24 protein-coding genes are annotated in these 24,763 nt (G+C 61.2%); 11 read left to right on the top strand and 13 right to left on the bottom strand.

Translation table 11 applies throughout. The annotated features are described in order from the left end of the window. Nucleotides 1-18: 18 nt before the first annotated feature. Nucleotides 19-909 carry an esterase/lipase family protein gene (locus MOQ67_RS03975; RefSeq protein WP_046384873.1) on the bottom strand — a complete coding sequence of 297 codons (891 nt, stop codon included), beginning with the start codon at nucleotides 907-909 and terminating at the stop codon, nucleotides 19-21. Between the two features lie 176 nt (nucleotides 910-1,085). On the opposite strand from MOQ67_RS03975, the gene MOQ67_RS03970 reads away from it, so the two are divergent. Next, nucleotides 1,086-1,616, top strand: a complete 531-nt coding sequence (locus tag MOQ67_RS03970; protein ID WP_017849710.1) for a ferritin-like domain-containing protein — start codon at nucleotides 1,086-1,088, stop codon at nucleotides 1,614-1,616. Between the two features lie 52 nt (nucleotides 1,617-1,668). Here the strand turns inward: MOQ67_RS03970 and MOQ67_RS03965 are convergent, their stop codons facing one another. From MOQ67_RS03965 to MOQ67_RS03955, 3 genes are all read right to left on the bottom strand, one after another. Beyond that, nucleotides 1,669-2,025 (bottom strand): hypothetical protein, encoded by a 357-nt coding sequence (locus MOQ67_RS03965; RefSeq protein WP_102618689.1) that lies wholly within the window; start codon nucleotides 2,023-2,025, stop codon nucleotides 1,669-1,671. After that, entirely contained in the window at nucleotides 2,022-3,002 is a 981-nt protein-coding gene (locus MOQ67_RS03960; RefSeq protein ID WP_102618688.1) for a hypothetical protein, read from the bottom strand. Before MOQ67_RS03960 ends, MOQ67_RS03965 begins: the two co-directional genes overlap by 4 nt. 181 nt (nucleotides 3,003-3,183) lie before the next feature. Next, the gene (locus MOQ67_RS03955; protein ID WP_198718502.1) at nucleotides 3,184-5,253 is read right to left on the bottom strand and encodes an AsmA family protein; all 2,070 of its coding nucleotides are present in this window, start codon (nucleotides 5,251-5,253) and stop codon (nucleotides 3,184-3,186) included. A 358-nt stretch (nucleotides 5,254-5,611) separates the two neighbouring features. On the opposite strand from MOQ67_RS03955, the gene MOQ67_RS03950 reads away from it, so the two are divergent. Together MOQ67_RS03950 and MOQ67_RS03945 are read left to right on the top strand one after the other, a co-directional pair. Continuing rightward, a complete protein-coding gene (locus MOQ67_RS03950) occupies nucleotides 5,612-5,983 on the top strand; it encodes a hypothetical protein (protein WP_198718501.1) in 372 nt (123 codons plus the stop codon). Nucleotides 5,984-6,143: 160 nt separating this feature from the next. Further along, a complete protein-coding gene (locus tag MOQ67_RS03945) occupies nucleotides 6,144-6,776 on the top strand; it encodes a TetR family transcriptional regulator (RefSeq protein ID WP_017849715.1) in 633 nt (210 codons plus the stop codon). A 4-nt stretch (nucleotides 6,777-6,780) separates the two neighbouring features. Here the strand turns inward: MOQ67_RS03945 and MOQ67_RS03940 are convergent, their stop codons facing one another. Then, nucleotides 6,781-7,287 carry a C40 family peptidase gene (locus MOQ67_RS03940; RefSeq protein ID WP_026140377.1) on the bottom strand — a complete coding sequence of 169 codons (507 nt, stop codon included), beginning with the start codon at nucleotides 7,285-7,287 and terminating at the stop codon, nucleotides 6,781-6,783. A gap of 338 nt (nucleotides 7,288-7,625) precedes the next feature. Between MOQ67_RS03940 and ureE the strand changes: the two genes are divergently transcribed. The 5 genes from ureE (at nucleotide 7,626) to MOQ67_RS03915 (ending at nucleotide 11,334) form a co-directional block, all read left to right on the top strand. Next, nucleotides 7,626-8,126, top strand: coding sequence for an urease accessory protein UreE (ureE, locus tag MOQ67_RS03935; RefSeq protein ID WP_017849717.1), 501 nt, complete (start codon nucleotides 7,626-7,628; stop codon nucleotides 8,124-8,126). Beyond that, nucleotides 8,123-8,797, top strand: coding sequence for an urease accessory protein UreF (locus tag MOQ67_RS03930; protein ID WP_198718434.1), 675 nt, complete (start codon nucleotides 8,123-8,125; stop codon nucleotides 8,795-8,797). The genes ureE and MOQ67_RS03930 overlap by 4 nt, the downstream gene beginning before the upstream one ends. 9 nt (nucleotides 8,798-8,806) lie before the next feature. After that, the gene (gene ureG / locus MOQ67_RS03925; protein ID WP_017849719.1) at nucleotides 8,807-9,421 is read left to right on the top strand and encodes an urease accessory protein UreG; all 615 of its coding nucleotides are present in this window, start codon (nucleotides 8,807-8,809) and stop codon (nucleotides 9,419-9,421) included. A 22-nt stretch (nucleotides 9,422-9,443) separates the two neighbouring features. After that, nucleotides 9,444-10,016: a HupE/UreJ family protein gene (locus tag MOQ67_RS03920; RefSeq protein ID WP_046490644.1), complete on the top strand. Its 573-nt coding sequence runs from the start codon at nucleotides 9,444-9,446 to the stop codon at nucleotides 10,014-10,016. Nucleotides 10,017-10,212: 196 nt separating this feature from the next. Then, nucleotides 10,213-11,334 carry an AGE family epimerase/isomerase gene (locus tag MOQ67_RS03915; RefSeq protein ID WP_198718433.1) on the top strand — a complete coding sequence of 374 codons (1,122 nt, stop codon included), beginning with the start codon at nucleotides 10,213-10,215 and terminating at the stop codon, nucleotides 11,332-11,334. Between the two features lie 125 nt (nucleotides 11,335-11,459). Here MOQ67_RS03915 and MOQ67_RS03910 read toward each other — a convergent pair whose 3' ends face one another. The 8 genes from MOQ67_RS03910 to amaB all read right to left on the bottom strand — a co-directional run bounded on the left by MOQ67_RS03910 (nucleotide 11,460) and on the right by amaB (nucleotide 21,460). Beyond that, a complete protein-coding gene (locus MOQ67_RS03910) occupies nucleotides 11,460-12,224 on the bottom strand; it encodes an SDR family oxidoreductase (RefSeq protein WP_017849722.1) in 765 nt (254 codons plus the stop codon). Between the two features lie 787 nt (nucleotides 12,225-13,011). Beyond that, nucleotides 13,012-13,728, bottom strand: a complete 717-nt coding sequence (locus tag MOQ67_RS03905) for an ABC transporter ATP-binding protein (protein ID WP_017849723.1) — start codon at nucleotides 13,726-13,728, stop codon at nucleotides 13,012-13,014. Beyond that, a complete protein-coding gene (locus tag MOQ67_RS03900; protein WP_017849724.1) occupies nucleotides 13,725-14,600 on the bottom strand; it encodes an ABC transporter ATP-binding protein in 876 nt (291 codons plus the stop codon). Before MOQ67_RS03900 ends, MOQ67_RS03905 begins: the two co-directional genes overlap by 4 nt. Next, nucleotides 14,597-15,874 (bottom strand): high-affinity branched-chain amino acid ABC transporter permease LivM, encoded by a 1,278-nt coding sequence (gene livM, locus MOQ67_RS03895; protein ID WP_017849725.1) that lies wholly within the window; start codon nucleotides 15,872-15,874, stop codon nucleotides 14,597-14,599. The genes MOQ67_RS03900 and livM overlap by 4 nt, the downstream gene beginning before the upstream one ends. Nucleotides 15,875-15,876: 2 nt before the next feature. Next, entirely contained in the window at nucleotides 15,877-16,791 is a 915-nt protein-coding gene (locus tag MOQ67_RS03890) for an ABC transporter permease subunit (RefSeq protein WP_012721939.1), read from the bottom strand. 200 nt (nucleotides 16,792-16,991) lie between these two features. Next, nucleotides 16,992-18,128 carry a branched-chain amino acid ABC transporter substrate-binding protein gene (locus tag MOQ67_RS03885; protein WP_046490657.1) on the bottom strand — a complete coding sequence of 379 codons (1,137 nt, stop codon included), beginning with the start codon at nucleotides 18,126-18,128 and terminating at the stop codon, nucleotides 16,992-16,994. Nucleotides 18,129-18,514: 386 nt separating this feature from the next. Next, a complete protein-coding gene (gene amaA, locus MOQ67_RS03880) occupies nucleotides 18,515-19,798 on the bottom strand; it encodes an L-pipecolate oxidase (protein ID WP_102618783.1) in 1,284 nt (427 codons plus the stop codon). A gap of 171 nt (nucleotides 19,799-19,969) precedes the next feature. Then, nucleotides 19,970-21,460 carry an L-piperidine-6-carboxylate dehydrogenase gene (amaB, locus tag MOQ67_RS03875; protein WP_017849728.1) on the bottom strand — a complete coding sequence of 497 codons (1,491 nt, stop codon included), beginning with the start codon at nucleotides 21,458-21,460 and terminating at the stop codon, nucleotides 19,970-19,972. 153 nt (nucleotides 21,461-21,613) lie between these two features. Between amaB and MOQ67_RS03870 the strand changes: the two genes are divergently transcribed. The 3 genes from MOQ67_RS03870 (at nucleotide 21,614) to nadE (ending at nucleotide 24,757) form a co-directional block, all read left to right on the top strand. Beyond that, the gene (locus MOQ67_RS03870; protein WP_193040522.1) at nucleotides 21,614-22,504 is read left to right on the top strand and encodes a LysR family transcriptional regulator; all 891 of its coding nucleotides are present in this window, start codon (nucleotides 21,614-21,616) and stop codon (nucleotides 22,502-22,504) included. A gap of 207 nt (nucleotides 22,505-22,711) precedes the next feature. Further along, nucleotides 22,712-23,926 (top strand): nicotinate phosphoribosyltransferase, encoded by a 1,215-nt coding sequence (gene pncB, locus MOQ67_RS03865; protein WP_017849730.1) that lies wholly within the window; start codon nucleotides 22,712-22,714, stop codon nucleotides 23,924-23,926. 3 nt (nucleotides 23,927-23,929) lie between these two features. Continuing rightward, the gene (gene nadE / locus MOQ67_RS03860; protein ID WP_017849731.1) at nucleotides 23,930-24,757 is read left to right on the top strand and encodes an ammonia-dependent NAD(+) synthetase; all 828 of its coding nucleotides are present in this window, start codon (nucleotides 23,930-23,932) and stop codon (nucleotides 24,755-24,757) included. Nucleotides 24,758-24,763 lie beyond the last annotated feature (6 nt).

Here is a 24,763-nt window from a genome sequence, read left to right as displayed (position 1 = left end):
GATAACGCGGTGCATCTGCTACACCCCAGCCGCCTTGAGCCTCTGCGCATGTTCGACGAACAAGCGGATCGGCTCCGCGCCTTTGCCCACCAGCCCCAGCGACTGGTTGACGATATCGAAATGGTCGAGGGCGTAGTCATCGCCGATCACCGTGCCCAGGTGTGAGCTGTAGCGCCCGACCATGCCATCGCACTGGCCTTTCTCGCGCACGAAGCTGCGGGCGAACAGGCGGCAACTGCGATTCGTGCCATCAAGCAGGTTGCGCCCGCGATCGGTCTTACCCGGCTGCAAGGTGCCGGACCATGAGTAATAGCGCACACCATTGACCTCTGCGGCGCCCTGCCCGCCCCATGTCGGCGGCAATCCCTGAGGATACTCACGATTGAACACCGCCACGCCGGCGCTGGTCAGTGACTGGTGCGAGGCGTGCAGGTCGGCCTTGAAGCGCGGGCCTCGGTAGCCGGTCTCCAGCAGGCTCATGACGGCGGCGACCAGATGAAACAGCGCGCTGACCATCCGGCCTTTGAGGCTGCCCCGGGGGTAATGGGTGTGGAAATAATCCGCCAGTTCCGAACCGTGGTTGGGGCCGGCCACCGACGTCACCGAGGCGATCCACTGCGGACATTTGGCGGCCGCATAGCGCGCAGTGAGCGAGCCCTGGCTGTGGCCGATCAGGTTGACCTTGTCGGCACCGGTTTCGCGGCGAATCCGCTCGACCTGCGCGAGCAACTGCTCGCCCCGCACCTCGCTGGAATCGAGCGGCGCCACCTGCACCGCAAACACCTGCGCCCCACCGGCCCGCAACGCCGGGACGATGCCGTACCAGTAGGGAAACAATCCCAAGCGCACAAACCCCAGCATGCCCGGCACCAGCACCAAGGGGTAACGCGTGGCTAACGACTGCGACATGAAGCGAACGTCCTTGATCAAGAAAGGATGAGCGCAGGCTAACCCAATCCGGCGACGGGCTGATGACATCTGCCGGCAAATCCAATAAAACTTTTTACCCCGCCCACGACTCACAACTTGGAGCGATCACGCCGACAGAGCGTGGCGTAAAACCGGATTAGCCCCAGGAGGTTGAGATGACTGCAGCAAACCTGACTGACGTTGCGACCCTGCGCCAACGCGCCCGCCAGAACGTCGAAAACGGCGCCGTGACCGAAGGCTACGACGCCGACCGCGAAGAGATTATTCGCCTGCTCAATGCCTCGCTGGCCACCGAACTGGTCTGCGTGCTGCGCTACAAGCGTCACTACTTCATGGCCAGCGGCGTGAAGGCGCAGATCGCCGCTGCAGAATTCCTCGAACATGCGACCCAGGAAGCCGAACACGCCGACAAACTCGCCGAACGTATCGTGCAGTTGGGCGGCGAGCCGGAATTCAACCCAGACCTGCTGTCGAAGAACGCCCATGCGCAATACGTGGCCGGCAACACCTTGAAGGAAATGGTCTACGAAGACCTCGTCGCCGAGCGGATTGCGGTCGACAGCTACCGTGAAATCATCCAGTACATCGGTGACAAAGACCCGACCACCCGCCGCCTGTTCGAAGAAATCCTGGCTCAGGAAGAAGAGCATGCGGATGACATGGCGGATATTCTCGAAAGTCTGTAAATGACTGCGCCGAAAAAGGGGAAGCGGGTTAGCCAGCTTCCCCTTTTGATCGTCAGTTCGTCAGAAACCATGACAGGGCCATCCCCGCCACGGACGACAGTGTGAGCAGGTAGGGAACGACTATCCATAGTTTGAGACTTCTTGGAATACGTTTCACATCCTCAACGAGCACGAGGTATCGCCATTGAAAAATCCTCGGCATAAGGATGACGAGGGCAATCGCGAAGAGACGTTTCAACTTCCCACCCAGCGGACCGACGCCAAACCTATATTTGAACGTTACTACGAATGTGCTGAACTTTAGATAATCTTCGGCCTCTTCAAGTCTTGTATAAATGACATAAAAATTTAATGGAAAACTCAGCAGCATCAACACACCAGACACTATACCGATGGACTCTGGCGTCATTGCCCACTCCCTGAAACTTTGTAAAGGAGGGAGCCTATTTGCTCACCGGTGTGGCTACCTAAAGTGCCCACGGCTAAGCCGCCAACGGCCCCGCCAACTATGGCGCAGCCTAGCGCACTCGCTCCCGCAGTAGGTACGGCAAAGACCGCTGCACATACAGCAACTCCGAACCCCATGCCTGCGTACCCTCCGTAAGCGGCGCCACCGACGCCTAACACCAGCTTCCCTCCCTCCACAAACTTCGCCCGCGTACATTCCCGCTCCCGCCCGATGGAGCACGCCTCCGTTATCTCCAGCGCAGTCACTCCGACATCCAGCGCGATACCAATATAAGTGCCTTTCTTCAACATCTGCGAAGCCTTGGCGATACGCTTGACGGTCTCTTCATATTTGCGAATTTCCCCGTGATGCCAATAGCTTTTAGTGGAAATGCCCAACATTTTTTTGATCGAACCTTCATTCTTCAAGCCCGTGCCAAGACGTGCCATACCAGAAAGTTGAATCTCCAGTTTTGCAAACAGCGCTCTGCGCTTAACCAGAAACTCATCCCTTGCCCCCATGGTGCCCTTCCTCAGGTACTGCTTATGTAAATCGTCGATTTCCATGAGGGTCTTCTCGATTGCCGCAAGGTGCTTACTCCAGGCACTGCTGGCAGCCCCGATGCCAATCGAGGTATGGGCCATGATGGTCTGTAACAGATCGTAATTCTTAATCAAAGACTGATCAGCGGCAGAGTGCGCCATCAAGTCATGTTTCACGTTTCGTGCGGAGAGCATCAGCCGTGCTTCTTCAGCCGTGCAAGAGACTGTTCGGCTGTCCCCGATGATTACCAGTTGCCCAGGTAATACCACGGTGTTGCGGATATGTTGGTTAAGGGTGTCGAACTTCGTTTGCGCATGAGGACTGAGTGACAGGCTTAGTTTGAGCAGTGGATAAAGCTGCGGTCGATCATTGATAAAAACGTAGGGTCCCTGCATCGCGTCCACCTCCAAGTGACTATGACCGCCGACTATAAGAAGGCGCCGCAGGAGGTATAAGGGGAATCAGGGGCGGATTTGCTGTTTCAGAAATGAACTACGCAAGACCAGGAGCACACTTACAGCTCCGCCATCAAAAAGGCGCCCCTCTAGAGGCGCCCTTTCTTACGACTGTGCCGAATCAACCTTTCACGGTCTTCGGCGCCTTGCCTTCCTTCATCTGCTGCAACAACGGCGCGCACTGATTGGGCACGTCGCCGCTCGGCGCGACCAGTGCCAGCAACCCGGCAGCCGGGCCGGCGATCACGCCCAGCGCGACCATGCCGGCGCCACGCAGTGCCAGGGGGATGGCTTTCACGCCGGCATTCGGTTTGATGAACGGACCGTTCACATACAGCGGTGAGCGCAGCGAGAACAGGCGGAAGCCTTTCGACTCCGGGGTGATGGTCAGGTCGAGCTGCTCCGAGGCCATATTCGCCGTGCCATCGATATAGACGATGGCGTTCTCGGTATCGAACACAAACAAGCGCGTGGTCGCGAGCCCGGTCTTGATGCCGAAGTCGGCCGCCGCGCAGTTGATCTTCACTTCCTTGTCGCCAAACAGGCGCCCGACGACGTAGTTGCCTACGTTGAGCCCGACGATTTCCATCAGGCCCCGGCTGATGGCGCCGTCGTTGATCAGCATCTTCAGGTCACCGTTGGCCGAGCCCAGCAACGCCGCCACCGAGTTGCCGCGCCCGGCAATATCGGCATCGCCGTTGAGTTCGCCAAAGCTGGTTTTCATCGGCTCGAAGGTCGGGAACAACTGTTTGAGCTTGAAGTTGCGCGCGGTCAATTTGGCGCGGCCTTCCATCGGCGTGATGCGCCCGTTCAGGCGGATCTGTGCATCGAGCTTGCCGCCGGCCACGCCGAACCGCAGGGGTTGCAGGCTCAGTTCGCCATCCGTCAGCACCAAGTGCGTATAGAGGTCGGTGAAGGGTAAGTCGGTGCTGTGGACGATGCGTTTGCCGGTGAATTCCACGTCGGCATCCATGTCACGCCAGCGCTCGGTGCGGAACGCTTCCACCGGCAGCACTTTGGTCGCCGGTTGCTTGCTCATCCCGCCACGGGCTTTTTGCTTGGCGTTGGAGTCGGCACCGATCAAGGGCGCAAGGTCAGCCATCAGCAGTTGGTTGGACACCAGCGTGCCGCTGAGTTTGGGCCGCGGCTGGCTGGCGACGTAGGCCAGGTTGCCGTGGATGTCGCTGTCGCCGATCTTGCCGTTGAAGTTGTCGTAGCGGAACGTCGCGCCGCTGGCTTGATGCAGTTGCGCGATCAGGCGCCCATCGGTGGAATAGGCCGGCGAGTCCGGCAGGGTGACGCCGGTCAGCGGGTACAGGTTGCCCAGGCTGGCGCCGGCGAGTTTCAGGCGCAGGTCCAGGGCACCGAGGTTGAGCGGGTCGGTCAGGGTGCCGGCCACGGCGATGCGGGTGTCAGCGACGGTCACCTGGGCTTGCAGCGGGAACGGCTTGGCCGCGTCCTGCAAGGCGAGCAGGCCGCCGATCTTGCCGCTGCCGTCGAGTGTCTGCCCGTGGTAGCGACCTTTGACCTTGAGGCCGAACGCATAGTCCTGGGGGGCCGCGCCTTTTTCCAAGAGCTTTTTGGCATCCGCATCGCCGACGATTTCGCTAAACGGAATGGGTTTGCCCAGCGGGTCGATGATCACGTCCAGTTGGGTTTTGAGGGTCTGGTCGTCGAGGGTCACGTGGCCCTTGTCGAAGCCGATGGCACCGATGTCCACCACCCAGGCGGAGGGTTCGGCGTTAGGGTCCTTGGGATCGAATGTGAACACCCAGTTGGCGCGCCCATCAGCCAGGCGCTGCAACTCGGCGCTCGGTTCGACGAGGTCGATACGCGGGATCACCACGCGTTGCACCAGCAAGGCCAATGGCGAGATACGCAGCTCCACACGCTTGAGCGTGACCATCTGCGGGGTTTTCGACCAGTCGGGGTTGCCCAGGCTCAGGTCTTCGGCAATGACATGGGGCCAGGGCACCCAGGCGCGCCAGCCGCCCTCGTCCAGTTCACGGCGCCACACCACCGCCAGGTTGCCATTGATGGCGAACGGACGATGCAGTTCTTCGGAAACCTTGGCATTGAGCGGCGGTTTGATGCGGTTCCAGTCGAAGAACAGCAAAAACAACACCACCACGGCGATTGATAGAACGATGCTGGCGCAGCACCAAGCGACGATTTTACGAGTGCGCGTCATTGCACAGAGCTCCTGAATACGACTGGCTGAGTCACAGCCCTTGAGACAGCTTATACAGCTAGGACTGGCAAACCCTCCCGGGGTTTAACCCAATCAACGTTTTGCCGGAAAAAACCCATTTTTCTGACCACCTCGACAGATTTATCCCACGCCAGCGCACCATTGTTACCCCGGCACGTGTCGAAAATACCCAGCACGGTGCAAAACCGCGGGCTTGAGAGGCTCGACTTAGAGCCTCCCATGGGAACAATCAATTCCGTTGATTATTACCATTGGGTTTATGAACTTTTATATCGACTTATCGAGAGTAGCATTAGCCACGTACCCACTTAATCGCCCTCCCAAGGAGCAACCGATCATGAAACGCCAACTACTCGCTACCGTGCTGCTGTCCGTCCTGGCATCCAGTGCCTTTGCCCTGCCGGCCGCTGAACAAGCGATCCCACAAGTCAAAGCCGATGCCGTTCAATTCAGCCAAACCCTCGCCCGTAGCGGGTCGCAAGAACAAGAGAACCGTGACTACGCCAAAGGCGCCGTTGCTGAAAATGGTTCGGAACAAGCCAACAAACGCGCTTACACCGAAGGCGTGACCGAAAACGGCCACAACCGCCTGGAAGAAAAAGGCCTGGTTGAAGGTGGTGCTGAACACGCCAACAAACGTGCCTATACAGAAGGTGTTGCTGAAGGCGGTGCCGACCGTCTGCAAGACCTGCATCAAGCTCAGAGCTAAGCCTGTGGTGGCCCGGAAAAAAGCCCGATCCCTGGATCGGGCTTTTGACTTTCTGCACAACGTGTCACGTATCCACGCCGCAATGCCCTGCCAAGTTCGACGTCTATGAAGCGGTTTTGCTAGAGTGCGTCGCTGTACTTGCCGACAAAGCCCGCCCGCCATGCTGCCCCGTGCCGAACAGAAGCAACAGACCCGCCTCGCTCTGATGGACGCTGCCCGCCATCTGATGGAGTGTGGCCGCGGGTTCGGCAGCCTGAGCCTGCGGGAGGTGGCCAGGACAGCCGGGATCGTGCCCACCGGGTTCTATCGTCACTTTGCCGACATGGACCAACTGGGCCTGGTGCTGGTCAGCGAAGTCGGCCAGACCTTCCGTGCCACGATCCGCCTGGTGCGCCACAACGAATTCATGATGGGCGGCATTATCGATGCGTCCGTGCGGATCTTCCTCGATGTGGTCGCGGCCAATCGCTCGCAATTCCTGTTCCTGGCCCGCGAACAGTACGGTGGCTGCCTGGCTGTGCGCCAAGCCATCGGCGCCCTGCGCGAAGACATCACCAGTGACCTGGCCGCCGACCTGACCCTGATGCCCAAGCTCCAGCACCTGGACGCCGACGGCCTGCACGTGATGGCCGACCTGATCGTCAAAAGTGTGTTCGCCACCCTGCCCGACATCATCGACCCGCCCGCCCACGCGCTGCCCGCCCACCTCACGCCCCAGGCGAAAATCACCCAGCAGTTGCGCTTCATCTTCATTGGCCTCAAGCACTGGCAGGGCCTCGGCAGCACCGAGTAAGCCGTCAACCCGCCGTGTGGAAACGCTTGGCGCCGGTGTAGTTCTTGTTCCAGTAGTTGTTGCTCAGCGAATCGATCCGCACATTCTTGCCGGCCCGCGGCGAATGAATGAATTTACCTTCGCCGATATACAGCCCCACATGGCTGACCTGACCGCGCCCGTTGCCTTTGAAAAACACCGCGTCCCCCGGTTTGAGCTCGTTGCGCTTGACGGTCGCAGCCGTTGAACGGTGCATCGCCGCCGTCGTGCGCGGGATGTGAATGTTGGCTTCGGTCTTGAACAGATAGACCAGGAAACTACTGCAATCAAACCCTTGCTCGGCCGAGGTGCCCCCCCATTTGTACGGGGTGCCCAGCAGGGCATGGGCGCGGTCGACCACATTCGCCACCGAAGACGTTGGAACACCAGGCAGCGAAGAGCCGAATGTCGATTGGGGTTTCAGGTTGGCCGAGGCCGATGAGATGACACAGGAAAGACTGAAAAGGATTAAAAAGAAAAGTGACTTGAACATTGATGAATCGCCGTGGTGTTAAGACGGCGCAAATCCTAAAGAAACAGCGCGTAACTTTTTGAACGCGGAATCCGGATACTGCGTAGGAGAAATCTGAAAAAACACCAGTGCGAATTAGATGAGAGAAATTTCACGCAAAACCGCACACCACATCCACACACAACGCCCCCATCCAGTGCTACACCTCCAGACGCGCACCAATTTGAAGCATAAAGGCGGTGGCTGACGCCCTATTCGGTGGCATCGCTGCGCTCGCCTTCAGGGAATTCCTACTCCTGCGCGGGATTGGCAAGCCCCTTGCTCTAGCTCTCTTATCGCTCATAGCTGGAAGCCTTCTGATGCTGGTGATCCACCGCCGAATCGCCCCGCAAGCCCTCTGGGCCGCCGAGTTGCTGCTGAACTTCGAAGCACGCAGCAAAAGCCGCCTGCGCTGTTTCAGTGCCGACGGCGAAGACGTCGGCCTGTTCCTGGAGCGTGGCCAGCCGCCGCTGCACGATGGCGAGTTCCTACAGGCTGAAGACGGACGTGTAGTACGCGTCTGCGCGCGCCCTGAACAACTGCTGCACGTCACCTGTCGCAATGCATTTGAACTGACCCGCGCCGCGTATCACCTGGGCAATCGCCACGTGGCCTTGCAAGTAGGCGACGGCTGGCTGCGCCTGCTGGATGATTACGTGCTCAAGGCCATGCTTGAACAGCTGGGCGCGCGGACCGAAACCCTCGAAGCGCCATTCCAGCCGGAACACGGGGCCTACGGCGGCGGCCACCACCATTCACGCCATGGCGATGAAGATTTCAACTACCCGCCGAAGCTGCATCAGTTCGGCGTGCGTTTATGAACCCCGCCTGGGCGCTGCTGCGTCTGGCCAGTCCGCAATTGCCGATTGGCGGCTACAGCTATTCCCAGGGCCTGGAAATGGCCGTGGAGAATGGCCGCGTCAAAGACGCGGCCGGCGCCCGCCGCTGGATCAGCGACCAGTTGCTGCTCAACCTCGCCCGCTTCGAAGCGCCGCTGTTGCTCGCGCATTGCCGCGCCGCCGTGGCCGGCGATTGGTCGCAGCTGGCGCAACTGTGTGAGGAACACCGCGCCAGTCGCGAGACCCGCGAGCTGTATCAGGAGAGCCGGCAGATGGGGTACTCCCTGCAGCAACTGCTCAACGGCCTGCCGGAACTGGACGACGCGGCCCGTGATTTTCTCGCACAACACACCGAGCCGCATCTGGCGCTGGGCTGGGCCCTGGCCGCACGCGCCTGGGGCATCAGCCCCGACGACGCCCTCGCCGCCTGGCTGTGGAGCTGGCTGGAAAACCAGCTGGCCGTGCTGATGAAAACCCTGCCGCTCGGCCAGCAGGCCGCCCAACGCCTGACCAGTGAACTGCTGCCCCTGCTGCAACACGCCCAGCAGGACGCCAGCCACATCGACCCCAACCATTTCGGCAGCGCCGCGTTCGGCCTGTCCCTGGCGTGCATGGCCCACGAGCGCCAGTACAGCCGCCTGTTCCGTTCCTAGGAGAAGCACATGAACACACAACCTCTGCGTGTCGGCATCGGCGGCCCGGTGGGCTCCGGCAAGACCGCCCTGACCCTGGCCCTGTGCCTGGCCTTGCGCGATCGCTACAACCTGGCGGTGGTCACCAACGACATCTATACCCGCGAAGATGCCGACTTCCTGGTGCGCAACCAGGCCCTGGCGCCCGAGCGCATTATCGGTGTGGAGACCGGCGGCTGCCCGCACACGGCGATCCGTGAAGACGCCTCGATCAACCTGGAAGCGGTGGACCAACTCAACCGGCGCTTTCCCGGCCTGGACCTGATCCTGGTGGAGTCGGGCGGCGATAACCTGTCGGCGACGTTCAGCCCGGAACTGTCGGACCTGACCATCTATGTGATCGATGTGTCCGCCGGCGATAAACTGCCGCGCAAGGGCGGCCCCGGCATCTGCAAATCCGACCTGCTGGTGATCAACAAGATCGACCTGGCGCCCTTGGTCGGTGCCTCGCTGGAACTGATGAACAGCGACACCCAACGCATGCGCAACGGTAAACCCTTTGTGTTCAGCAACCAGAAAACCGGCGTCGGCCTGGATGAGATCGTCGCCTTCATCGAACGCCAGGGCCTGCTGACTGCGGCCTGATCACCCCATAAGGAACCTGTCCATGCGCCTGAAAAAACTCTTCGCTGCCGCCGCCCTGCTGCTCGCACCCGCCTTGGCCTTCGCCCACCCGGGTCACGGCGACAACGGCCTGATGGCGGGTATCAGCCATCCATTGGGCGGTCTCGACCATTTGCTGGCCATGCTGGCGGTCGGCTTGTGGGCCGCCCAGCAAAAAGGCGCGGCGCGTTGGGCGCTGCCCTGCACCTTCGTGGCCACCCTGTTGCTCGGCGGCCTGTTGGGCTTTGAAGGCCTGGCGTTGCCGGCGCTGGAAAGCGGGATTGCTGCGTCGGTGCTGGCCCTGGGCCTGGCGGTGGCGCTGGCAGTGCGCCCGCCGTTGTTCGTGGCGCTGGGGGCGACGGCCTTGTTCGCGCTGTTCCACGGCGTGGCCCATGGCTTGGAGCTGCCGGACATGTCCAGCCCTTGGGCGTATGCCGCCGGATTTGTCGGCGCCACCGCTGTATTGCACGCTGCCGGTTATGCCGTGGTGCGCTGGCTGCCGACTGCGGCGGCGCCGTTGGTGCGGGTTGCCGGGGCGGCTTCGGCGGCGACCGGGGTTTGGTTGCTGGCTGGCTGATTTGCGGCGCGATTAAGCGCCTCATCGGGGGCAAGTCGAATCGTCGCACCGCCCCTCCCACATTCGCTTGCATTCCAAAGTTGGAACTCGGTCGAATGTGGGAGGGGGCTTGCCCCCGATAGCTGTGGCGCAGACACCACCGTTCCCAAGCCTGCTACCATGCGCGCCTACACCCCTGCCGTGACGACGCCAGCCGATGCCCATCGCTCCAAGCTCCGCCCTTCAGTCTTCCTTGAATGCCGTGCTCACGCACTTCCATGACCTGATCGTGCCGCTCTGGCAGGGCCCGGGCTGGAACGCCGAGCTGGCGCTGCCCTACGAGGCGCTGGACGCCGACCACCGGCCGTTGCCGCCGCAACGCTACCGCGCCATGGCCTGTGCCCGGCAGTTGTACCTGTTCGCCAGCCTGATCGGCGAACCCGGCGCAGCCTTTGCCGAAGAACGCGCCGCCGTGTTGTTCCGCTCGTTGCAACGGCATTTCCACGACGCCGAGCACGGCGGCTGGTTCTACAGCATCGACCCCGCCGGCCAGCCGCTGGACAAGCGCAAGGATCTGTACACCCACGCGTTCATCATTTTCGCCTGCGCCCATTACTGGGCCAAGGTGCGCGAACCGCTGGTGGAGTCGGTGTTGAATGCGGCGCTGGAAGTGGTCGCCCAACGTTTCGCCAGCGGCGATGGCCTGTACGAGGCGGTGCTGGAGCGTAATTGGTCGTCCCTCAAGTCCGGCCCATTGCAAAACCCGCTGATGCACCTGGCGGAAGGCTTCCTCGCCACCCTGGCGGTGCGTGAAGACGCCGCGGTGCAAACCGCATTGCTGGCCCTGGCGACGGCCATGCAGCAGCGTTTCATCGAGCGCCAGCACGGCGTGATGATGGAAAAACCGCTGGGCGCTGTGGATAACTGGTTTGAGCCGGGGCACCAGTTCGAGTGGTTCTTCTTGCTTGAGTCTTCCGACGTGCTGCGCGGCACGCCGCTGCATGCTTCGCTGGCGCGGGCCTTCGCCTATGCCGAGCAAACGGGTGTGGATAACCGGACCGGCGCGGTCAGCGGCATGCTCGCCCTGGACGGCAGCGTGCGCGACGGCACCCAACGCATCTGGGCCCAGGCGGAATATCTGCGCGCACTGACCTTGCGGCCGGGCAGCGAAGCCGTGCTGCAGCGCCAGTTGCTCGCGTTGCAGCAGCACTTCCTGCATGCCAAGGGCTGGAATGAATGCCTGGATGCCCAGGGCAGCGTGAGCCGACGGGATATGCCGTCGACCACGCCGTATCATCTGGCGACCTGTTATCAGGGGTTGGTCAAGGTTCTCGGCTGACCTTCAGGGACTCATCGGGGGCAAGCCCCCTCCCACACTGAATTGGGTTCACAGATTTTGATGTGTGAACCCATTCAAATGTGGGAGGGGGCTTGCCCCCGATGCAGGCGACTCGGTCTAACGCCTTACTTGGCCCCACGCTCAATCGCAAACCCGGCCCAGCTCTGGCTCACCGGCATCAGCTCAAGGCGGTTGATGTTGACGTGCGCCGGGGTGTTCAGCACCCAGAAGATGGTGTCGGCGATGTCCTGCGGCTGGATCGGCTCGGCGCCGGCGTAGGTGGCGTCGTAACGCGCCTGGTCGCCGCCGAAACGCACCAGGGAGAACTCGCTTTCACACAGCCCTGGCTCGATGTTGGTCACACGCACGCCGGTGCCTTGCAGGTCGCAGCGCAGGTTCAGCGAGAATTGCTTCACGAACGCTTTGGAGCCGCCATACACGTGGCTCCCCGGGTACGGGTAGCTGCCGGCGATGGAGCCCAGGTTGATGATCCCGGCACCGCGGCCATAGGCGATCAGGCGCGGCAACAGCAGGTGGGTGGTGGTCAGCAGGCCCTTGATGTTGGTGTCGACCATGGTTTCCCAGTCGTCGAGGTTGCACTTGGGCGCGGGATCGGTGCCCACGGCCAGGCCGGCGTTGTTGATCAGCCCGCGCAGCTTGGCGAACGCGGGCGGCAGGCCGGCAATCGCCGCTTCCATGCCTTGGCGGTCACGCACGTCCACCACCAGGCCGTGTACTTCGGTCTGCTTGGAAAGCTCTTCGACCAGCGCGTTCAGACGCTCGGCACGACGACCGGTGAGCACCAGTTTCCAGCCAGCTTCGGCAAACCGACGGGCGCAGGCTTCGCCAAAACCTGAAGTTGCGCCAGTAATAAACAGCGTGTTGGACATGGTGTTCTCCTTGCAGACATCGGGAAAAAATAAGCCAGCAGAATGCCCTTACGCCGTCGTCGCGGCAACCGCTACGCACATCACGCCATGCGCGCCTGATCAGTTTTCAACCAAACCACGCAAAGCCTTACACACCGTGGCCTGCAGCCATATGCGCGCAGGTTATCCACAATTGCGCCCACAGTCTTTGGGGGCAAGTGCAAAAAGCCCAGAGCCGCTGTGTACAAGGCTTTCAGGCGGTTTTGCAAAGTTTTTTGCTTGACCTGGACGAGGCGGTATGTAGGCCCATGCACGAGAGGAAAAACCGAACGATGGCTCCAGGCCAGTCATTCCGGCCTCTGCGGACGTCTTTCCAGAGTTTAACCACAGACTTATCCACAGGCTGGACAGACATAATCCGGTCATATACCTGTGTCTTTAAACAGGTTGACAAACCCCTCGGCAGGTCGCCAAAAAGCCACTGATCAAAAAACAACCATCACGCTGCAGGCCACGTAATCAAAGGCTTTCAGCCAGCTACTCCCACGTTACCCACAGCCGGTTCCACAGCGGATGGGGACAAGTCAAAACTGTGACAAAACAGCGATTTGCGGCGGCTATATGTCGCGCTTTGGGAGGTGGCCGGATTTGTTTTCCACAATTTGGGATCGCACTTGTGAACACCACAAAAACAAATGTGGGAGGGGGCTTGCCCCCGATGGCGGTGGGTCAGTATCAGGTGTTCTGACTGATACACCGCCATCGGGGGCAAGCCCCCTCCCACAAGGTTTATGCGTCGTTGTCTAGATCAATGGCCACCGAGGTAGGCGTTGCGCACTTCCTCGTTCACCAGCAGTTCCTTGCCGGTGCCTGTCAGGCGAATCTCGCCGTTGACCATCACATACGCCCGGTCTGACAGACGCAGCGCATGGTTGGCGTTCTGCTCCACCAGGAAGATGGTCATCCCGGTGGCCGCCAGTTCGCGCAGGGTGGAAAAGATCTGCTTCACCACAATCGGCGCCAGGCCCAGGCTCGGTTCGTCGAGCAGCAACAACTTGGGCCGGCTCATCAATGCGCGGGCGATGGCGAGCATTTGCTGCTCGCCACCGGACATGGTCATCGCCCGTTGGTTACGCCGCTCTTTGAGCCGTGGGAACAGCTCGAACATGCGCTGCATATCTTCCTGGGCGAACTTGTCGCCGATGGGGATGGTGCCCATCAGCAGGTTTTCCTCGACGGTCATGTCGGGGAACACCCGCCGCCCTTCCGGCGACTGCGCAATGCCGTTGGACGCGATGTAGTGGGACGACTTGTGGGTGATGTCGACGCCGTTGTAGAGGATCTGCCCCGACTCCGCCCGTGGCTGGCCGAAGATCGACATCAGCAGCGTGGATTTCCCCGCGCCGTTGGAGCCGATCAGGCTGACCGTTTCGCCTTCGTTGATGTGCAGCGAGACTTTCTTCAGCGCCTGGATCGGGCCGTAGAACACGTCCAGGTCCTTCATTTCGAGGATAGGCCCGTTCATACAAGCTCCTCTTCATCCGCGCCCAGGTAGGCCGCGATCACTTTCGGGTCGTTGCGGATCGCATCCGGCCCGCCTTCGGCGATCACGTTGCCGTGGTCGAGCACCACGATGTGGTCGGAAATACTCATCACCATGCCCATGTCGTGTTCGATCAGCACCACTGTGAGGTCGTGTTCGTCGCGCAGCAGGCGAATCATCGCGCTGAGGGCTTCGGTTTCCTGGGGGTTGAGGCCCGCAGCCGGTTCGTCGAGGCAGATGATCTGCGGCCGGGTACACATGGCGCGGGCGATTTCCAGGCGGCGCTGTTGGCCGTAGGAAAGCTCGCCGGCCAGGCGGTTGGCGCAGTCCACCAGGTCGACCACTTCCAGCCAGTAGAAGGCGTGGTCGAGGGCGTCGCTTTCAGCCTTGCGGTAGCCCTTGGTGTTGAGGATGCCCGCGAGCAGGTTGCGGTTGACCCACATGTGCTGGGCGACCAGCAGGTTTTCCAGCACCGACATTTCCTTGAACAGGCGAATGTTCTGGAAGGTCCGCGCCAGGCCGGCGCGGTTCACCAGGTGGGTGCCGCCGAACATCTTGTAGTACACGCGGCTGAAGAAGCTTTTCGGCGACACGAAGTCGATGGCCTCGAAACGCTCGCCGAGCAGTTGGATCACGTTGGTCTGCTGGCCGCGCACGTTGAGTTCGATCTTGCCGCCACTGGCTTTGTAGAAGCCGGTGAGGCAGTTGAACACCGTGGTCTTGCCGGCGCCGTTGGGGCCGATCAGGGCGAAGATCGAGTTGCGTTCGACCTTGAGGCTCACGTCGCTCAAGGCCTTGATGCCACCGAAGTGCATCATCAGATGTTCCACAGACAGGATGACTTCCTTGCTCATGGCGCCACTCCTTTACGTGGGGTCACACCGGTACGGCTGATCCGGATCAGGCCGCGTGGCCGCCAGATCATCATCACCACCATCAACACGCCAAACAGCAGCACGCGGTACTCGGAGAAGCTGCGCAGCAGTTCCGGCGCGACGGTCAACACGAACGCCGCGATCACCACGCCCACCGTCGAGCCCATGCCGCCCAACACCACGATGGCCAGGATCAGCGCCGACTCGAAGAAGGTGAACGACGACGGGTTGACGAAGCCCTGGTAACTGGCGAAGAACACCCCGGCCAGACCGGCCGTGGAGGCGCCGATGGTGAACGCCGAGAGCTTGACCAGCACGTGGTTCAGGCCCATGGAGCGGCAGGCGATTTCATCTTCGCGCAAGGCTTCCCAGGCGCGGCCGACCGGCATGCGGGTCAGGCGATGCTTGATGTACAGCACGGCCAGCACCACCAGGAACAGCACGATGTAGATGAACATGAACTTGATGTTGGGGTTGTAATCGAGGCCGAAGAACTCATGGAACGGAATCCCGCCGTCCTTCGCTTTGCGCCCGAATTCCAGACCGAGGAACGTCGGCGAAGGCACCGGCATGCCGTTTGGCCCGCCGGTGAACGACAGCCAGTTGTTCAGCACCAGGCGGATGATTTCACCAAACCCCAAGGTCACGATCGCCAGGTAGTCGCCGTGCATGCGCAACACCGGGAAGCCGAGTATGCACCCCGCCAGCGCCGCCGCGATGGCCGCCAGCGGCAGCACCGTCCAGAAACCCAGGCCGAGGTATTGATACCCCAGCGCGAGGCCGTAGGCGCCGATGGCGTAGAACGCCACGTAACCCAGGTCGAGCAAGCCGGCCAGGCCGACCACGATGTTCAGGCCCAGGCCGAGCAGTACGTAGATCAGCCCGAGGATCACCACGGTGAGCAGGTACTTGTTGGCGAAGATCGGGAACACGATGGCGATCACGATCAGCGCCGGGATGATCCAGCGCAGCCGCGACTTGTAGTCCGGCGCCAGCACGTGGACGCCCGAACCGCTGCTCTCGAAGCCCTGCAGAATCTTCACGCCCTTGGGCGTTTGCAGGAACAGGCTGAGGGCAAAGCGGCCGGCCATCACGATGGCGACCAGGATCGCCACGCGCGCAGGTTGCAGGTTGAAGCTGTAGCCGTCGAGCACCACGCCGACGATCGGACCGAACACGATCAACGCAATCAGCCCGGCGAGGATCGTATCGACCACACTTTTTTTGATATCAATCGATTTGGCAGCAGACATGTTTATACCTTAGCCACGAGTGGGCGACCAAGCAGGCCCTGGGGACGGAAAATCAGAATCACCACCAGCAGGGAGAAACTGAACACGTCTTTGTAGTCAGAGTTGATCAACCCCGAGAACAGCGACTCCGAAATACCGAGGATGATCCCGCCCAGCATCGCCCCAGGCAGGGAACCGATGCCGCCGAGTACCGCCGCGGTGAAGGCCTTGATGCCGATGATGAAGCCGGCGTAGAAGTCGAACGTGCCGTAGTTGAGGGTGATCAACACGCCGGCCAGGGCCGCCATGGCGGCACCGATGACAAACACGTAGGAAATCACGCGGTCGGTGTTGATGCCGAGGATCGAGGCCATCTTGCGGTCTTGCTGGGTAGCGCGGCACATGCGGCCGAGCTTGGTGTACTTGATGATGTAGGTCAGCAAGGCCATGCCGGCGAAGGCAGCGACCAGGATGAAGACCTTGGTGTACGTCAACTGGACGAAACCGCTGCCGATATCGACGCGCCAGGCGCCGGCCAGCAGGGTCGGAATGCCTTGTTGCTTGGCGCCCTGGGCGATCTGTGCGTAGTTCTGCAGGATCAGGGAGATACCGATGGCGCTGATCAGCGGTGCCAGTCGGGTGGAGTTGCGCAGCGGTTTGTAGGCGACCCGTTCGATGACCCAACCGTAAACGCCGGTAACGACCACGGTGAAGACCAGGGTGCCGAGAATGAGCAGCGGGAAGGATTCGATGCCGAAATAAGCCAGCAGTGCCAGACTGATCGCCGCGAGGTAAGCGGAAATCATATAAACCTCGCCATGGGCGAAGTTGATCATGCCAATGATGCCATAGACCATTGTGTAGCCGATGGCGATCAGGCCATAGACCGACCCGAGGGTCAGACCGTTGACCAGTTGCTGCAGGAAAATACCATCCATAACGCAATCTCACGCGGTGAGCACCTGCACACCGGTAGGTGTGCGGCGCTTCTGGAGGAAAAAACAGATCTCAATAACAACCCAGTCCCCCTGTGGGAGGGGGCTTGCCCCCGATTGCGGAGGGTCAGCTATACATCGGGTGGCTGTACACCGTCATCGGGGGCAAGCCCCCTCCCACATTAGGTCTGTGGCACTCAGCCTTACTTCTGCTTTTCCAGCTGGTGGTATTTGCCGTCTTTGTCCCACTGGTAAACCACGTAGTCGGAGACTTTCAGGTCGCCCTTGGCATCCCAGGCTTTTTCACCCATCACGGTTTTTACCGGGTGAGCCTTGAGCCACTTGGCGGCGTCTTCACCCTTGTTGGACTTGGCACCGTTGAAGCCAGCAGCCAGGGCCTGGACCGACGCGTAGGCATACAGGGTGTAGCCTTCTGGCTCGGTGCCGTTTTTACGGAACTCTTCAACCACTGCCTTGCTGTCCGGCAGCAGACGCGGGTCAGCGCCGAAGGTCATGTACACGCCGTCCACGTACTGCGCACCGCCAGCGGTCGCGACCAGTTCGTCGGTCACGATGCCGTCGTCGGACATGAATTTCACGTCCTTGAGGCCCGCTTCACGAATCTGGCGAACCAGCGGACCGGCCTCCGGGTGCAGGCCGCCGAAGTACACGACGTCGGCGCCCAGGGAGCGGATTTTGGTGACCAGGGCGCTGAAATCTTTCTCGCCCCGGGTCAGGCCTTCTTCCAGCACCGGTTTCACGCCGCGCTTGGTCAACTGGGCAGCGGTGGCGTCGGCCAGGCCTTTGCCGTAGGTGTCCTTGTCGTTGATGACCGCGACTTTCTTGCCCTTGAGCACGTCGACGATGTAGTCGCCGGCCACGATGCCTTGCTGGTCGTCACGCCCGCACATACGGAACATGGCGCCCAGGCCGCGTTCGGTGACCTGCGGGTTGGTCGAGCCTGGGGTGATGGCGATGATGCCGGCTTCGTCGTAGACCTCGGACGCCGGGATGGTGTTGGACGAGCAGAAGTGCCCGACCACGCCGATCACTTTGTCCTGGTCGGCCAGGCGGTTGGCCACGGCCACGGCCTGCTTGGGTTCACAGGCATCGTCGCCGGCGACCAGCTTGATCTGCTCACCGTTGATGCCGCCAGCCTTGTTGATGACATCGGCTGCCGCCTGGGCGCCCTTCATGTACTGCTCACCGAAAGCGGCGTTGGCGCCCGTCATCGGCCCCGCTACGCCAATCTTCACATCAGCTTGAACAAACGTAGAAACACCCAGCGCCGCTGCAACGGCGAGGGCCAGAAAACCTTTCTTGTAAAACGTCTGGGACATGAGTGGTGCTCCGAGGTTTTTGTTTATTGGCACTAAGTATTCACTGCAAACCTTCAACTAAAACTTTCACTGAAAGCCCAGAGCAAGCCGCGTGCCATTACGTTTTTATTCTTCAAAAAGACACGGTGTCATTGTTATTGCAGGTGTTTCGGCTCCGCTCGTCGGGACGTGCAACCCGCCAACTTCAATAGGTGCAACCCATGGATCAAAAAAGTACAACCTCCATGGGTCGCACCTGCAACCAGACCGCCAAACGACACTTCCTACAGCTGTAACAATGCACGTAACGGAACTGCACATTTACAGTGCGTGATTGCTACAACTTGCACCAATACAGATTAGTCGTCGGCGAAGAACGTGCCGGCTTCTGAAGGCTATTTCGCTGATCAGATCACGATCCGCAAGCATTGGCCGGCGTGATACAGCGAGAATCCGGCTTCATACAGGCAACTGCGCAGGCCCACCCCGGCCAGCGGTTGCATCGGCGCAAACGGAATCGGCAGGGCCTGGGGATTCTGGTGACACAAGTAGTCGGCAAAGGCCTTACCGACCACGCTGCCGGTGGTCACGCCGCGGCCGTTGTAGCCGGTCACGGCCACCAGGCCGGGCGCGGGTTCGAACAAGCGCATCAAGTGGTCCGGGGTGAACGCGATGCAGCCGGTCCAGGTGCATTCCCACTGCACCGATTTGAGGTACGGGAAGTAGTGCTGCTGCACTCGATCGGCCCACGCCTTGAGAAACCACGCCGGTTTCTGGTTGCCGTTGCCCAGGCTGCCGAGCAACAGGCGGCCATCGGCGTCGCGGCGGATGCTGCTGAGCACCTGGCGCGTGTCCCACGAACCCTGGCCGCCGGGAAGGATTCGCTGGGCCGCGTCGTCGGTCAGCGGTGCGGAGGCGACCTGGTAGTAATAGCCTGGGAAGAAATTGCGCCGCAGTTCGGTCCATTCGCCTTCGGTGTAGGCATTCGAGGCGATCACCACTTGTGCAGCCTGCACCGCACCGTTCGCGGTCTGCACCGACCACTCCGCACCTTGGCGTTCCAGGCGCGCAACAGGGGAATGGTCGAAAAGCTGCCCGCCCAACCCCACGGCCGCATTGGCCAGGCCGCTGGTGTAGGCCATCGGGTTCAAGGTGCCGGCACGTCTATCCAGCAGTGCGGCGGAGATCTTTTGAGTGCCGGTGGCTTGCTCGCAGGCCGAACCGGTGAGCAGTTCGACCGGCGCGCCGCGGCGCTTCCATTGTTCTTCACGACTGCGCAAATCCGCCTCGCCCCGGGCGTTGTGCGCCATGTGCAAAGTGCCCTCGCGGCGCAATTGGCAATCGATGTTGTATTTGTCGACCAGGCTGAACACCAGCGACGGCGCCGCGCCCAGCATGCGGTTGAGCTGGCTGCCCACCGCCTCGCCGAAACCGGCTTCGATCTCGTCCGGCGGAATCCACAAGCCGGCGTTGACCAGCCCGACATTGCGTCCCGAGCCGCCATGGCCGGTGCGATGGGCTTCCAGCACGGCGACAGTCTTGCCTTGTTCCAGCAAGTGAATGGCCGCCGACAAACCGGTAATCCCGGCGCCGATCACGCACACATCCACCTTCACTTCGCCCTTGAGCGCAGCGCGATCCGGCCGGCCAGGGGTGAGTTGTTCCCACAAACATGTTTCGCGTAGTGCCATTGCCAGACTCCGATGAGACCTAACAAACATCTATTCCGAACTGCATATAGCTCAACTGTGGGAGGGGCTTGCTCCCGATGGCAGTGGATCAGCTGGACATCTGTTGACTGACACACCGCCATCGGGGGCAAGCCCCCTCCCACATTTTGACCGCACTTCGACTTAAGGTAATCAGTCGAAGGTAATGCCCTGGGCCAGCGGCAGTTCCAGCGAGTAGTTCACGGTATTGGTCTGGCGACGCATGTACCCGCGCCACGCATCCGAGCCCGACTCACGCCCGCCGCCCGTCTCTTTCTCACCGCCAAACGCGCCGCCGATTTCCGCGCCGCTCGGGCCGATGTTGACGTTGGCAATGCCGCAGTCGCTGCCCACCGCCGACATGAACTGCTCGGCTTCGCGCACATCGGTGGTGAAGATGCATGACGACAGGCCTTGCGGCACGGCGTTGTTCAGGCGCAGGGCTTCGGCGAAGTCGCTGTAGCCGACCACGTACAGGATCGGTGCGAAGGTCTCAGTGCAGACCACGTCGCTTTGCTCCGGCATTTCCACAATCGCCGGCGACACGTAATAGGCATTCGGGAATTTGTCTTCCAGTTGGCGCTTGCCGCCGAACACCTTGCCGCCTTCGCTCAGGGCCTGCTCCAGCGCATCCTGCATCGCGTCGAAGCCGTGCTTGTCGATCAGCGGGCCGATCAGGTTGCCTTCCAGCGGGTGGCCGATGCGTACCTTGGAATAGGCGGCCTTGAGGCGCGTGACGATTTCTTCCTTGACCGACTCATGGGCGATCAGCCGGCGCAGCGTGGTGCAACGCTGCCCGGCGGTGCCGACGGCGCTGAACAGGATGGCGCGCACCGCCATGTCCAGGTCGGCGCTTGGGCCGAGGATCATCGCGTTGTTGCCGCCCAGCTCGAGGATGCTGCGGGCAAAGCGCGCGGCGACTTTCGGCGCCACTTCACGGCCCATGCGCGTACTGCCGGTGGCGCTGATCAGTGCGACACGCGGGTCATCCACCAACGCGGCACCGGCATCGCGGCCACCGATGATCACCTGGCTCAGGTATTGCGGCGCATCGTTGAATTTTTTCAGCACGCGCTCGAACAGCGCCTGGCAGGCCAGGGCGGTGAGCGGGGTCTTTTCCGACGGCTTCCAGATCACGGCGTTGCCGCACACCAGGGCCAGGGTGGTGTTCCACGCCCACACGGCCACCGGGAAGTTGAACGCGCTGATCACACCGACCACGCCCAGCGGGTGCCAGGTTTCACGCATGTGGTGGCCGGGGCGCTCGGAGGCGATGGTCAAGCCATACAGTTGGCGCGACAGGCCGACGGCGAAGTCGCAGATGTCGATCATTTCCTGCACTTCACCCAGGCCTTCCTGAGTGATCTTGCCGGCTTCCCAGGAGACCAGCTCGCCCAGGTCGGCCTTGTATTCGCGCAACACGTCGCCGAACTGGCGCACCAACTCGCCGCGACGCGGTGCCGGCACCTTGCGCCAGGCCTCGAATGCATGCTCGGCGCGACTGACCTGTTGCTCCACCTCGGCGGCGCCTTCCCAGTTCACACTGCCGATACGGCTGCCATCGATCGGCGAATGCACGGGTTGTTTCCCCGCTTGGTACAGCGCCGGGTTTACCCCGAGACGATCAAGCAATGCGGCAACCATGGGTGACTCCTTCAATCTATACAGAAAAAATTGCGCCGCGGCCCGCACGGCGATCCAGGGCTTATTTGTAGCTGGCCCAAGACTTGCCAACAAACGACGATTAGGCGAGATATCATTCCGTTTATTCATGCAAAGCATAAAAAGAGGCATGCCGTGCTGAACAAAAGACATTTGCCCTCGATCACTGCCCTGCAGTGTTTCGAAGCCGCCACCCGCCACCTGAGCTTCACCCGCGCCGCCGAGGAGCTGAACCTCACGCAAAGCGCGGTGAGCAAACAGGTGGCGCAACTGGAAGAACTGCTGCAGCACCTGCTGTTTCGCCGGGTACGCCGACGCTTGCAGATGACCCCGGCGGGCGATTTGTATTTGGTGGAAGTGCGCAAAATCCTCACCCAGGTGGAGATGTCCACCCATTACCTGCGCTCCTACGGTGGCGAGACCGAAGTATTACGCGTGTCTACGCCCTACACCTTCGGCGCACGCTGGCTGGTGCCGCGCCTCAAGGGCTGGCGCTTGCGTCATCCGCAAATCCACCTGGACCTGTGCAACGAACAGGAACCGGACGAGTTGCTGCAAGGCAAGGCCGACATGGCGTTCTACTTCGGCCAAGGCTCACGCCCCGGCACCGAGAGCCTGAAACTGTTCAGTGAAGAACTGATCCCGGTGTGCGCCCCGGAAAGCCTGCCCGCACAAGCCTTCACCGACCCCACGCAACTGAGCAACCTGGTGCTGCTGCAAAACGCCTCGCGCCCCCAGGGCTGGCATGACTGGTTCGCCGACCAGGGGTTTCACACCGAGCACAGCTATCACGGGCCGCGTTTCGACACGTTCTATATGTGCATTCGGGCGGCGCAGGTGGGCTGTGGCGTGGCGTTGCTACCGCGCTTCCTGGTGGAGGAGGAACTGGCCGATGGCAAGCTGGTGATCCCTTGGCAGCATGCAATGCCGAGCCAGGATGCGTATTACCTGGCGTACCCCGAGCATTCGGCGGAGGTGCCCAAGGTGCGGGAGTTTGTGAAGTGGATGATGGAGCAGGTTATTTAGTGCCTGGAATACCGCTATCGGGGGCAAGCCCCCTCCCACATTTGAAACGCATTCCAACCTGTGGGAGGGGGCTTGCCCCCGATAGGGCCAGTGGCCTCACTGAAAAAATCACTGGCAAAACCCCACAGGTCTATGCGCCACTAGCCCCCTTCCTTTCTTGTGCGTAAAGGCCGGCGCCCATCGCCGTCCTGTCTGGAGATTCCCGTTATGAGCGAGAGTGTGTTTGCCGATCGCATCGTGCAGAACCTGCTCGACACCGACTTCTACAAGCTGACCATGATGCAGGCGGTGCTGCACAACTACCCCAATGTGGAAGTTGAATGGGAGTTTCGTTGCCGCAACAGTGAAGACCTGCGCCCATACCTGGCGGAGATCCGTTACCAGTTCGAGCGCCTCGCCGAGTTGAGCCTGAGCGCCGACCAACTGAGTTTCCTGGAGCGCATCAGCTTCATGAAGCCGGATTTTTTGCGCTTTCTCGGCTTGTTCCGCTTCAACCTGCGCTATGTCCACACCGGCATCGAAAACGGCGAGCTGTTTATCCGCCTGCGCGGGCCGTGGCTGCATGTGATCCTGTTTGAAGTGCCGATGCTCGCCATCATCAGCGAAGTGCGCAACCGCTACCGCTATCAGACCGTGGTCCTCGAACAGGCCCGCGAGCAGTTGTACCGCAAGTTCGACTGGCTGATCGCAAACGCCAGCAGCGACGAGCTCGCCGAGCTGCAGGTGGCGGACTTCGGCACTCGCCGACGCTTCTCCTACCGCGTGCAGGAAGAAGTGGTGAGCGTGCTCAAGCACGACTTCCCCGGCCGGTTTGTCGGCACCAGCAACGTCCACCTGGCTCGCGAGTTCGATATGAAACCGCTGGGCACCATGGCCCATGAATGGATCATGGCCCACCAGCAACTCGGCCCGCGCCTGATCGACAGCCAGATCGCCGCCCTCGACTGCTGGGTCCGCGAATACCGCGGCCTGCTGGGTATCGCCCTGACCGATTGCATCACCACCGACGCCTTCCTCAGCGACTTCGACTTGTACTTCGCCAAGCTGTTCGACGGCCTGCGCCACGATTCCGGTGACCCGGTGCTGTGGGCGGAAAAAGCCATCGCCCACTATCACAAGCTGGGCATCGAGCCGATGAGCAAGACCCTGGTGTTCTCCGACAGCCTGTCGCTGCCCAAGGCCCTGGAGATATTCCGGGCGCTGCGTGGTCGGATCAATGTGAGCTTTGGCATCGGCACCAACCTGACCTGCGATATTCCAGGTGTGGAACCGATGAGCATTGTGCTTAAAATGACGGCCTGCAATGGCCAGCCCGTCGCGAAGATCTCCGATGAAGCGGGCAAGACCCACTGCACGGACCCGAATTTCGTCGCCTATTTGCGACATGTTTTCAAAGTACCTGCCCTTTCCAGCAAGGAGTGAATCATGCAAGCCGTACAGCGTGAGATTGCGCAGCAGCTCAAGGTTCAAGCGCCGTTCAAAGACCAGGCCGCCCTTGAGGCCGAAATCGCCCGGCGCGTGACCTTTATCCAGGACTGCCTGCGCAATTCAGGGCTCAAGACATTGGTGTTGGGCATCAGCGGTGGCGTCGACTCCCTGACCGCAGGCCTGCTCGCCCAACGCGCCATGCAGGAGCTGCGCTCCAGCACCGGCGACGAGGCCTATCGTTTTATCGCGGTGCGCCTGCCCTACGAAACCCAGTTCGATGAAATCGACGCCCAGGCCGCGGTGGACTTTATCGAGCCGGATGAGCGCCACACCGTAAACATCGGCCCAGCGGTGAAATCCCTGGCCAATGAAGTGGCGGCATTTGAAGGCAAGGCGGCGGTGTCCCGCGATTTCGTGCTGGGCAACACCAAGGCGCGCATGCGGATGGTCGCGCAGTACACCATCGCCGGCGCGGCCAGCGGCCTGGTGATCGGCACCGACCATGCGGCGGAAGCGGTGATGGGCTTTTTCACCAAATTCGGTGATGGCGCCTGCGATCTGGCACCGTTGAGCGGGCTGGTGAAGAACCAGGTGCGATCGATTGCGCGGCACTTCGGTGCGCCGGAGTCGCTGGTGGAGAAAATCCCGACCGCCGACCTGGAAGACCTCTCGCCGGGCAAGCCGGACGAGGCGTCACATGGCGTGACCTATGCCGAGATCGATGCGTTCCTGCACGGCGAGCCGGTGCGGGAAGAAGCGTTCAGGATCATTTGCGAGACGTATCGCAAGACCGAGCACAAGCGGGTCATGCCGTTTGCGCCGTGAGGTGAA

The sequence above is a fragment of the Pseudomonas sp. LY-1 genome (assembly GCF_053502595.1).
Note: the sequence above shows the minus strand (reverse complement) of the source record. Positions and strands in the feature narration are given on the sequence as shown.

Bases quoted from the DNA above. Each gene is read 5' to 3' on its own strand.
- MOQ67_RS03945 (WP_017849715.1), top strand. From the start codon at position 6,144: ATGCTGCCCCGTGCCGAACAGAAGCAACAGACCCGCCTCGCTCTGATG.
- livM (WP_017849725.1), bottom strand. From the start codon at position 15,874: ATGTCTGCTGCCAAATCGATTGATATCAAAAAAAGTGTGGTCGATACG.
- ureE (WP_017849717.1), top strand. From the start codon at position 7,626: ATGCTGGTGATCCACCGCCGAATCGCCCCGCAAGCCCTCTGGGCCGCC.
- MOQ67_RS03905 (WP_017849723.1), bottom strand. From the start codon at position 13,728: ATGAACGGGCCTATCCTCGAAATGAAGGACCTGGACGTGTTCTACGGC.
- MOQ67_RS03965 (WP_102618689.1), bottom strand. From the start codon at position 2,025: ATGACGCCAGAGTCCATCGGTATAGTGTCTGGTGTGTTGATGCTGCTG.
- MOQ67_RS03930 (WP_198718434.1), top strand. From the start codon at position 8,123: ATGAACCCCGCCTGGGCGCTGCTGCGTCTGGCCAGTCCGCAATTGCCG.
- ureG (WP_017849719.1), top strand. From the start codon at position 8,807: ATGAACACACAACCTCTGCGTGTCGGCATCGGCGGCCCGGTGGGCTCC.
- MOQ67_RS03975 (WP_046384873.1), bottom strand. From the start codon at position 909: ATGTCGCAGTCGTTAGCCACGCGTTACCCCTTGGTGCTGGTGCCGGGC.
- MOQ67_RS03915 (WP_198718433.1), top strand. From the start codon at position 10,213: ATGCCCATCGCTCCAAGCTCCGCCCTTCAGTCTTCCTTGAATGCCGTG.
- MOQ67_RS03920 (WP_046490644.1), top strand. From the start codon at position 9,444: ATGCGCCTGAAAAAACTCTTCGCTGCCGCCGCCCTGCTGCTCGCACCC.
- MOQ67_RS03890 (WP_012721939.1), bottom strand. From the start codon at position 16,791: ATGGATGGTATTTTCCTGCAGCAACTGGTCAACGGTCTGACCCTCGGG.
- amaB (WP_017849728.1), bottom strand. From the start codon at position 21,460: ATGGTTGCCGCATTGCTTGATCGTCTCGGGGTAAACCCGGCGCTGTAC.
- nadE (WP_017849731.1), top strand. From the start codon at position 23,930: ATGCAAGCCGTACAGCGTGAGATTGCGCAGCAGCTCAAGGTTCAAGCG.
- MOQ67_RS03960 (WP_102618688.1), bottom strand. From the start codon at position 3,002: ATGCAGGGACCCTACGTTTTTATCAATGATCGACCGCAGCTTTATCCA.
- MOQ67_RS03910 (WP_017849722.1), bottom strand. From the start codon at position 12,224: ATGTCCAACACGCTGTTTATTACTGGCGCAACTTCAGGTTTTGGCGAA.
- MOQ67_RS03955 (WP_198718502.1), bottom strand. From the start codon at position 5,253: ATGACGCGCACTCGTAAAATCGTCGCTTGGTGCTGCGCCAGCATCGTT.
- MOQ67_RS03940 (WP_026140377.1), bottom strand. From the start codon at position 7,287: ATGTTCAAGTCACTTTTCTTTTTAATCCTTTTCAGTCTTTCCTGTGTC.
- MOQ67_RS03970 (WP_017849710.1), top strand. From the start codon at position 1,086: ATGACTGCAGCAAACCTGACTGACGTTGCGACCCTGCGCCAACGCGCC.
- MOQ67_RS03900 (WP_017849724.1), bottom strand. From the start codon at position 14,600: ATGAGCAAGGAAGTCATCCTGTCTGTGGAACATCTGATGATGCACTTC.
- pncB (WP_017849730.1), top strand. From the start codon at position 22,712: ATGAGCGAGAGTGTGTTTGCCGATCGCATCGTGCAGAACCTGCTCGAC.
- amaA (WP_102618783.1), bottom strand. From the start codon at position 19,798: ATGGCACTACGCGAAACATGTTTGTGGGAACAACTCACCCCTGGCCGG.
- MOQ67_RS03950 (WP_198718501.1), top strand. From the start codon at position 5,612: ATGAAACGCCAACTACTCGCTACCGTGCTGCTGTCCGTCCTGGCATCC.
- MOQ67_RS03885 (WP_046490657.1), bottom strand. From the start codon at position 18,128: ATGTCCCAGACGTTTTACAAGAAAGGTTTTCTGGCCCTCGCCGTTGCA.